8 protein-coding genes and 1 pseudogene are annotated in these 8,837 nt (G+C 61.8%); 8 read left to right on the top strand and 1 reads right to left on the bottom strand.

Annotated features, from left to right (window positions below; genetic code table 11):
- Window positions 1–48: 48 nt before the first annotated feature.
- Window positions 49–756, bottom strand: coding sequence for a DeoR/GlpR family DNA-binding transcription regulator (locus AC07ZH_RS20315; protein ID WP_274923534.1), 708 nt, complete (start codon window positions 754–756; stop codon window positions 49–51).
- A gap of 116 nt (window positions 757–872) precedes the next feature.
- Between AC07ZH_RS20315 and AC07ZH_RS20310 the strand changes: the two genes are divergently transcribed.
- From AC07ZH_RS20310 to AC07ZH_RS20275, 8 genes and pseudogenes are all read left to right on the top strand, one after another.
- Entirely contained in the window at window positions 873–1,586 is a 714-nt protein-coding gene (locus tag AC07ZH_RS20310) for an HAD family hydrolase (RefSeq protein WP_051723375.1), read from the top strand.
- On the top strand, window positions 1,579–2,721 hold the full coding sequence (locus AC07ZH_RS20305) for an ABC transporter ATP-binding protein (protein WP_029309264.1): 1,143 nt from the start codon (window positions 1,579–1,581) through the stop codon (window positions 2,719–2,721). The genes AC07ZH_RS20310 and AC07ZH_RS20305 overlap by 8 nt, the downstream gene beginning before the upstream one ends.
- A 9-nt stretch (window positions 2,722–2,730) precedes the next feature.
- Window positions 2,731–3,603: a carbohydrate ABC transporter permease gene (locus AC07ZH_RS20300; protein ID WP_029309265.1), complete on the top strand. Its 873-nt coding sequence runs from the start codon at window positions 2,731–2,733 to the stop codon at window positions 3,601–3,603.
- On the top strand, window positions 3,600–4,433 hold the full coding sequence (locus tag AC07ZH_RS20295) for a carbohydrate ABC transporter permease (RefSeq protein WP_165091848.1): 834 nt from the start codon (window positions 3,600–3,602) through the stop codon (window positions 4,431–4,433). The genes AC07ZH_RS20300 and AC07ZH_RS20295 overlap by 4 nt, the downstream gene beginning before the upstream one ends.
- Before the next feature lie 18 nt (window positions 4,434–4,451).
- Complete coding sequence (locus AC07ZH_RS20290; protein WP_495201094.1) at window positions 4,452–5,714, top strand: ABC transporter substrate-binding protein; 1,263 nt, start codon at window positions 4,452–4,454, stop codon at window positions 5,712–5,714.
- A 15-nt stretch (window positions 5,715–5,729) separates the two neighbouring features.
- The gene (locus AC07ZH_RS20285) at window positions 5,730–6,521 is read left to right on the top strand and encodes a phosphodiesterase (RefSeq protein WP_029309111.1); all 792 of its coding nucleotides are present in this window, start codon (window positions 5,730–5,732) and stop codon (window positions 6,519–6,521) included.
- 700 nt (window positions 6,522–7,221) lie between these two features.
- Window positions 7,222–7,950: a class I SAM-dependent methyltransferase gene (locus tag AC07ZH_RS20280; protein WP_031942805.1), complete on the top strand. Its 729-nt coding sequence runs from the start codon at window positions 7,222–7,224 to the stop codon at window positions 7,948–7,950.
- 514 nt (window positions 7,951–8,464) lie between these two features.
- Window positions 8,465–8,746: pseudogene (locus AC07ZH_RS20275) on the top strand (IS21 family transposase); the annotation flags it as partial.
- Window positions 8,747–8,837: the final 91 nt, after the last annotated feature.

The following is an 8,837-nucleotide window of genomic DNA, read 5'->3' as shown; positions in this document are numbered from 1 at the left end:
GTCTACCCAGACCACCCCCGCGCCAGTGCTAGCTTTGCGTACCGTCACTTATTGCACTGAAAACGAGGAGACCCCGATCCTGAAGATTGCTTGCGCCTTGAACTTGGAGGAGTCGACGAGGACATTGACGGACTGGGCCGCGTCCACGAAGGCTCGATTCATCGCTGACTCCTCGGGCGTCAGCATGCCGATGCCCCCGGTCGCGGAGATCCCGTGGACGCCCAGGAAGGCCGCTCTGACCGTGATGTCCTCGAATGCACCTGTTTCGAGGCGGCCCACACTCGTCATCTTCTGAAAGTCCACGGTGCCCTGCAGGAGATGGACAGTGGCGTTTCTGCTCTTGGCCAGCTCCATGGCGACGGTCAGTCCGTTGGTGACGACATGAAGGTGGTGATGACCTCGCAGAGCTTCCGCGAGGTGCCTGCACGTGGTACCGCCGTTGATGAGGATGCAGTCGCCGTCCGACACTGATTGCGCGGCCAGCTCCGCGATGGCTCGTTTCTCGCGGTAGTTTTCCCTCTCGCGCTCCGCGTAGCTAACACTCTCGTACCGCGCCCAACCCTCTGCATACACCTCATTGCCGGGAATCGCGCCCCCTCGCGTGCGGGCCAGCACGCCACGCTCCTGCAATTCGATGAGGTCACGGCGGACAGTGATCGGCGATGTCTGAAAACGCTCCGCCAGCACGCTGACTTCGACGACGCCGCCCCCTTGCAAAAGGGCGACGATTTCTTTCTGGCGAGCTGCTTTGAGCATCTGTTTTCTTGCATTTCAGGACGGTTGACGCGCCACGCGCGCACGGGATCGATGCGGAAACTGTACCGCCCGTATTTGTCATGAGTTTGACTCATCATGTTCGTAGCATTCAGGACATGAACACTAACGATCAAATACGAACAGTCGTCTTTGATGTCGATGGAACCCTTTTCGACACCTTGCCCACCCTCGCAGCCGCGGCCAATGAGGTGCTTGTGCTCGCCGGATTGCAGGCCGTCGAGCCGCAGCATCTTCGTCCTGCCTTGAGCCAGGGCATCACCGCCCTCTTCCAGAGCGCGCTCCGGCTTCAGGCCGCGTCTGTGCCGCTCGCGTTGGGGTCGCGACTCGAAGATGCCTTCGCGCACCGCTACGCATCGCACTGGCTGCACAAAACTGTGGCATACGACGGCGCTCTCGATCTGCTGTCGATGCTTCGTTCGCAGCGCATCGCACTGGGCATTTGCACGAACCGCGATCAAGGCTCCACACGCACGCTTCTGGACAAGGCAGCGCTGACCGGCTTCTTCGACGCGATCGTGGGCCTGGGCGACACCGAGCATCCCAAGCCGGACGCCGCGCCGTTGCACCTCGCACTGACCCAGTTGGGCGGGACGCCGCGGACAGCGCTGTTCGTCGGGGACTCCGGCATTGACGCAGCGTGTGCCCAGGCGGCTGGCGTACGGCTGGCGGCCCATCTCGGCGGCTACGCCGCGGCGCCCGACGACTTGCGCCCGTGCACCGTGGCGTTTTCGGGCTACGCAGAGTTTCACAGCTGGATGGCCGCCCGGACATCGACTCAGTCAACGGCGGAGACGAACGACCATGTCTGACATCCAGATTTCCGGCCTGACCAAACGCTTCGGCAACGCTGCCGTTCTTCAGGAACTCGACCTGACAGTGCGCGACGGCGAATTCCTCACCCTGCTGGGCGCGTCCGGTTGCGGCAAGTCCACCTTGCTGAAGCTGATCGCCGGCCTGGACACGCCCGACACCGGCACGATCCGCATGGGAGACCGCGACCTGCTCGCCCTGTCACCCAGCGCACGGGACTGCGCGATGGTGTTCCAGTCCTATGCGCTGTACCCGCACATGACCGTGCGCGAGAACATCTCGATGCCGCTGGTGATGCGCGGCCTGGGGTTCTGGGGTCGCCTGCCGGGGGCACGCCTGGTATCCCCCGGGGTGCGCCGCCGGCTCGCCGACATCCATGCCAGCGCACATGAAGTGGCCCGGCGACTCGCCATCGACGGGTTACTCGATCGTAAGCCGGCGCACCTGTCGGGCGGCCAGCGCCAACGCGTCGCCCTGGCGCGCGCGATGGTTCGCCACCCCTCCGTGTTCCTGTTCGACGAGCCCCTTTCTAATCTGGACGCCAACCTTCGCCATGCGCTGCGTGCCGAGATCCGGCAGCTTCACGACCAGTTGGGCGTGACGTTCATCTACGTCACGCACGATCAGCACGAAGCCATGTCCATGTCGGACCGTGTGGCGGTCATGCGCGAAGGCCGCATCCTTCAGGTGGCGCCACCCGAAGATCTGTACATGCGGCCACAAAGCCTCGAGGTGGCTCGATTCGTCGGCGCACCGCGGATCAACGTCGTGCCGGGCGACATCCTCGCCAATGGCGAGATCCATTGCCTGGCGCAACGCATCGCAGATACCGCGGGGAACGGCGGGCCCTGCCGTGTCGCCTTCCGGCCGCAGGCTGTCACCTTGGCAAAGGCGCCGGGCCTCACCGTGCGCGGCGTGGTTGGCCATGTGGAATACGCGGGTGCCGAATTGATGGCCACGCTGACCCTGCCGAGCCAGGGGGAAGCCTGCATCGTCTGCCTCCCGGCTGGCACGGCAGCGCACGCAGGGGCCGAGTTCGAGGTCACGGTCCCGTGGGAAGCCCTGCATGTCTTCGACGCCGGCGGCCAGCGCATGTCGATCGGTCGATGCGACACCCTGAAGCGAGTGGCCTGAAAGCCGAGCATGCGCGCCCATCCTCTTTCCACCGTTTCACTTCTCGCGCCCGCGGGCCTTCTTGCGACGCTTCTGCTGTTCATACCCGTCCTTGCCGTATTTCTGATGTCGCTGACCGATTGGCAGTTCGGCGCCACCACCCTGAACTGGGTCGGCCTGCAGAACTACGCCGAACTCTGGTCGGACGCGGTGTTCCGCAAGTCTGTGGCCAACACCCTTGTCTACCTCGTCCTGGTCACCGGGGGATCGATCACGCTGGGCCTGAGCCTCGCCTTGTTGATCGAATCCGATCGATCGGGACGCGGCTTCTACCGCACAGCCTTTTTCATGCCGGCCGCATCGACGCTGATCGCAATGGCGGTCGTGTGGGAATTCCTGCTGCATCCGAGCGCCGGGCTCGTCAATCACCTGCTCCAGCAGGTCGGCGTCGCACCCCAGAACTGGCTCAACGACCGCCACCTCGCGCTGTACTCGGTCGCCGCGATCGGCATCTGGCAGATGTCGGGGCTTGCCCTGGTGTTCTTCCTGGCCGGGCTGCAAGGAATCCCCCGCGACGTGCGAGATGCGGCGGAACTCGACGGCATCGATCGCCCCTTCGATCGATTCCGCTTCGTCACCTGGCCGTTGCTGGGCCCTACCACCTTGTTCGTCATCACTGTCTGCGCCATCCGCGCCCTGCAGGTCTTCGACACCGTCCATGTGCTCACCAAGGGCGGGCCGAACAAGGCCACCGAAGTGCTGCTGCACACCATCTATGCGGAGGGGTTCAGCTTCTTCCGCATGGGTTACGCCAGCGCCATGACGGTGGTCTTCATCGCCGGCATCTTCCTCTTGACCCAGATCCAGCACGCCGCGCTGGAGCGCAGGACGCACTACGCATGAAACCTCCTTCCCCTTCCTTTCGGATTCTTCGCCACGTGGTGCTGATGGCCGTGGCCCTGGTCTTCCTGATGCCGTTCATCTGGATGGTGCTGACCTCGCTCAAGCCTGCCGACGAAATCTTCGGCAGCGAGATTCATCTTTTTCCGACGCGCTTCGCTGCAGTGGAGAACTACACCCTCGCGCTAACCAAGGTCCCCTTGCTGCGCTACCTGTGGAATGGCGTGCTCGTCTGCGCGGGCATCCTGGTGCTGCAGATCCTGGTGGCACTGCCTGCCGCCTACGCCTTTGCCAAGCTGTCGTTCCGTGGCAAGCCGTGGGCTTGGCGCTTGGTGATGCTGGCGCTCATGGTGCCATACCAAGCCACGGCCATCCCCCTCTACGTAATGCTGTATCACGCCGGTCTGCTCGACTCGATGGCCGCGCTCATCCTGCCTTTCAGCGTGTCCGCGTTCGGCATCTTCCTGATGCGGCAGTTCTTTCGCACCGTGCCCGACGACCTGATCCACGCCGCGCGGCTCGACGGCATGGGTGAGTTGGAGATCGTCTGGCGCGTGATGCTGCCCACGGCCATGCCTGCCTTGCTGGCGTTCTCGATCTTCTCGGTGGTCTGGCATTGGAACGACTACTTCTGGCCACTGCTGGTCATCAATTCACCCCATCTGGCGACGCCGCCGTTGGGAACCATGTTCTTCCGCAATGAGGAAGCAGGCAGCGCGTTCGGTCCGCTGATGGCCGGCACGGTGCTGATCACGGCGCCGCTGGTGCTGTTGTTCGTCGTCGCGCAAAAGCGCTTCATCGAAGGTGTGACGCTCACCGGCGTCAAAGGTTAAACCGCAAGGAATCAAGCAATGAAACAACTGTTTAAGAAAACCGCCGCACTGGCCGTGTTAATGACCACCGGCCTGGCACAGGCTCAGCAACCGACTGAGATCGTGATCGACTACGCGTACGCTGATCTCTTCAAAGAGGTCCATGAATCAATCGCAAAAGACTTCATGGCGAAGTTCCCCCAGTACAAGGTCACGTTCCGTGCGCCCACGTCTGACTACGAGGTCGCGGCACAACAGGTTCTGCGCCAGGCCGTCACGGGCCAGCTCCCCGATGTGTCTTATCAGGGCCTCAATCGTCAGCGCGTGTTTGCCGACCGTGGGCTCGCTGTCGACCTGACGCCCTTCATCAAGGCGGAGAAGGGCTGGGCGGGGATGGGTTACGACCAAGCGTTGCTTTCACTGGGGCAAGTCAAGGGTCAGCAGGTCGGCATCGGCTTCGCGCTGTCTACACCCGTCATCTACTACAACGCCGACCTGATGCGCAAGGCGGGCGTGGAGCCCGATCGCTTTCCCATGAACTGGGATGCCATCATGAACGCGGCCAAAAAGTCGAAGGCGGCAACGCCCGGCACCGAGAGCCTTCACGTCGAGTGGGACATCACGGGCAACTGGATGTGGCAGGCGCTGGTCTTCAGCAACGGCGGCACCATGTTGACCGCCGACGAGAAGAAGGTGGCCTTCGACGGCCCCGCAGGCAAGGCCGCCATGCTGACCCTCGAGCAGCTCGTCAAGCAGGGTGAGATGCGCAACATCTCCTATTCGGCCGCCTTGCAGGACTTCGTGAGCGGCAAGCTCGCGGTACTGGCGACAACCACTGCGCGCCTGGGCAGCATCACGAAGCAGGTGGGAGGCAAGTTCGAGATTCGTACCGCCCGCATGCCCGTTGCCAAGGACGGCCGACTGCCGGCCGGCGGCAATGCAGCGATGATGTTTTCCAAGGATCCTGCCAAGCAGGCCGCTGCTTGGGAATACATCAAGTTCGCCACCGGCCCGCTGGGCGCGACGACCATGGTCAAGGCAACCGGCTACTTCCCGGCCAACACGTTGCCAGCGACCGACCCGAACCTGCTTGCGCCCTTCTACAAGGCAAACCCCAATCATCTGACCGCCATCGCGCAGATGCCGGTACTCACCGGCCCGTACGCGTTTCCGGGTGACAACGGCTTCAAGATTACCGACGTAATCAAGGATCACCTCCAGACCGTGGTTTCGCAAGAGGTGCAACCCGCCGTTGCCCTTAGCGAGATGAGCAAGGCCGTCCAGGCATTGCTGCCGCGCTGAGTGCAAGGCACGACCATGCACAAGTTCATCCACATCACGGACATTCATCTTGTCGAGCAGGGTCGCGCCCTCTACGGCCATGACCCCGGCAAACGGTTCGAGCGCTGCATCGACAGCGTGATCGCCGAGCACGCGGACGCAGCGTCTTGCGTGATCACGGGCGACCTCGCACATGTCGGGCACCCGGACGCCTACCGCCAGCTGTCGGAGCAATGCGCGCGGTTGCCAATGCCGGTTCATCTGATTCTCGGCAACCACGACAGCCGGACCAACTTCCGCGAGCGCTTCCCACAGGTGCCGGTGGACAGCAATGGGTTCGTCCAGTACGAGCAGGCCATCGGGAGGTTCAGGGGTCTGTTTCTGGATACCAACGAACCGGGAACGCATTGCGGCGTCTTCTGCGAGCAACGGGCAAACTGGCTTTCCCAGCGCTTGGCGGAGGATGATTCACCGGTGCTCCTGTTCATGCATCATCCGGCATTCCACCTTGGCATCCCGGTCGCGGATCGAATCGGATTGGTCGACAACGAATGGTTGCTGACAGCACTGAAGGGCCACGCGCATCGCATCAAGCACCTGTTCTTCGGCCACATCCACCGGCCCATCTCGGGCACCTGGCGCGGCATCCCCTTCTCGACTTTGCGCGGTACCAACCATCAGGTGGCACTGCACCTTGGGGAATCCGAAGACATCCCGGGAAGCTTCGAGCCACCACAGTACGCCGTCGTCCTGCTCGACGACGATTCGGTGATCGTGCACCTGCATGACTTTCTCGATCGCAGCGAGAGATTCTGGCTAGGCGCGTAGGCGCGGATGCAGAGGCGGCCCTTGGTCCAGTGCCGTGAAGTCGATCCTGCCGACTCTGCAGGCGATTCAAGCCTCAATCAAGGGCCGAAGCGGGCCCTAAGAAATCGTAGTGCACCTGCCGGACGGGCACGCCCAGCGTGCGCCGCGAGCGCTGCGCACGCTGCACGAAAGGCTTCGACCCGAGGAAATAGCTGTCGGTGCCGCACCCCCGTTGGCTCACTCTCCAGTCGGCGCCAACAACTCGACCTACGAATTAAGAGTCTTCGCTACCTCGATTTCTAAAGAATCTCAAAAAGTTGGAAAAATCCAGCATCCATGCGAGTTTGCGGTTGATTGAGGCTACTGAACTGTTCTCGCAGGTTCCCCTTTTATGTGAAGTATTCGCGGCATGATTACACGGGCTTTACACGTGAGCCGCGGGCGAAACCTGCTGCTGGCCTAATGGCACTCTCCGAGCAGAATCGAAGCGCTTTACCTTGCGAAAGCGGTGCTAACGTGCTTTTGTGTTCCAGATCTGTGAGGGCCATGACTCCAAACGGCCAACTGCGGGTCTTCGAAATTTGAAACTGGTTGATTGCTACCTGGGTCAAATAAGTCTCCCTGTTGTTCCCATTTCATTGCAGCGACAAATGCGACGGCAGGGCTTGACCTGCAGATTCAGGCCACTTCGAAATGCCTGTCTGAGATTGACTGGATTGACATGACACTCTTTCGGAACGTTGCAGTTTTAGCTGGGGTTTTGGGATCGCTGCTTGGTGCCGGCAGCTTTCCGGCGCAAGCGCAAGAGCTAGCGTACGTCGCTGGAGTGCCCAGCGCCGACGGCATCGGCAAACGCTACCTGGGTCGCGAGATCGCACAGGTCATGGGGTGGCAAGGAGCGCCATGGCTCGAACGCCAGGAACGGGAGAAGGAAGAACGTACCGACCTTCTCCTGGATGCGCTGGAGTTGAAGCCAGGCATGGTGGTTGCCGACATCGGCGCTGGTACCGGCTACCTGTCCCGTCGCATGGCGCGCCTGGTCGCCCCTTCCGGCAGAGTCCTGGCGGTCGATGTGCAACCCGAGATGGTCGCGCTTTTGCGCCAGGCTGCGGAAGCCGAAGGCATGCGCAATATCACGCCTTCATTGGGTACTGAAAACGATGCCCGTCTGGCGCCGGGGTCCGTCGACCTGGCGATCATGGTCGACGTGTATCACGAGCTGTCTGCTCCGTATGAGATGCTCAGGAGTGTGGTGCAGTCGCTCGCGCCCGGCGGGCGGGTCGTTTTCGTGGAGTACAAGGCGGAAGATCCCGCAGTACAGATCAAGCAGCTGCACAAGATGACGGAAAGGCAGATCCGCCGGGAAGCGGAAATCCTGCCGTTGCAGTGGGTGCGTACAGACGCGAGGCTGCCGTGGCAGCACGTCGTCATTTTCCGAAAGAAATCCTGAACTGCAGAGCTTTGGCGAGTGCAAGCTTCTTGGCCTTGGCGGGTAATCTTCAGTTCGTCGGATCGAGCACCAAACGCGCATTTAGGTCGTCGACGAGCCAAATGACGGCGGATCCAGGCGGATCCAATGCTTGATTAAACGCCGCCATCGTCAAGACGAAACCTGCCGGCTTGATGTCATCGACGTTCAGAGAAACCTAGATGCTGCGCACAAAGGCGCTTTGCGCCATGTGCGTACGGCAGCCGCCGCTCGCCACTTGAGGATCTATGCGGTACCCCTGTCGTCATCCTGATTGCCGACTTTCAGCAGTCAGTTTATGGGGCCAAATACATCGCCGCCGTCGAGGTTTGCAAGTGCCGGCACGGTCGCCTGACCTATCAATGTCGCGGATGCATGCTTTCAGCTTTGGTACAAACGAGTAGCGCGGCGGCCTAAAACTTCTGCCATCAGTCTGAAGCTGCCTTTAAGTCGACTTGTCTGCGTCTTCGTGGGGCGGCCTGAAGCAGCGGGGCTTACCGCCGTCGACAAGGTCCACAAGGGCAAGGGCCGCACTGTCAACGCGCGCTTCTCGGTGATGTGCGCGCACTACCTGTACGACCCTGACTTCTGCAACGTCGCGGCGGGCTGGGAGAAGGGGCGCGTGGAGAAGAACGTGCAGTACAGCCGTCGGCGCATCTGGATCGAGGCGGCCCGACATCGCTTCAGTTCCTTTGTCGAACTCAATGCCTGGCTGAGTGAGCGCTGCCGCGCCCTGTGGAACGAGATCCGCCATCCCGAACACAGCCAATTCAACGTGGGCACGCGCTGGTTGGGGTCTCCTCGTTTTCAGTGCAATAAGTGACGGTACGCAAAGCTAGCACTGGCGCGGGGGTGGTCTGGGTAGACCG

The organism is Simplicispira sp. GW247-4R2A (assembly GCF_059424465.1).
The sequence above is the reverse complement of the archived record's forward strand: the minus strand, read 5'-3'. Positions and strand labels throughout refer to the sequence as shown.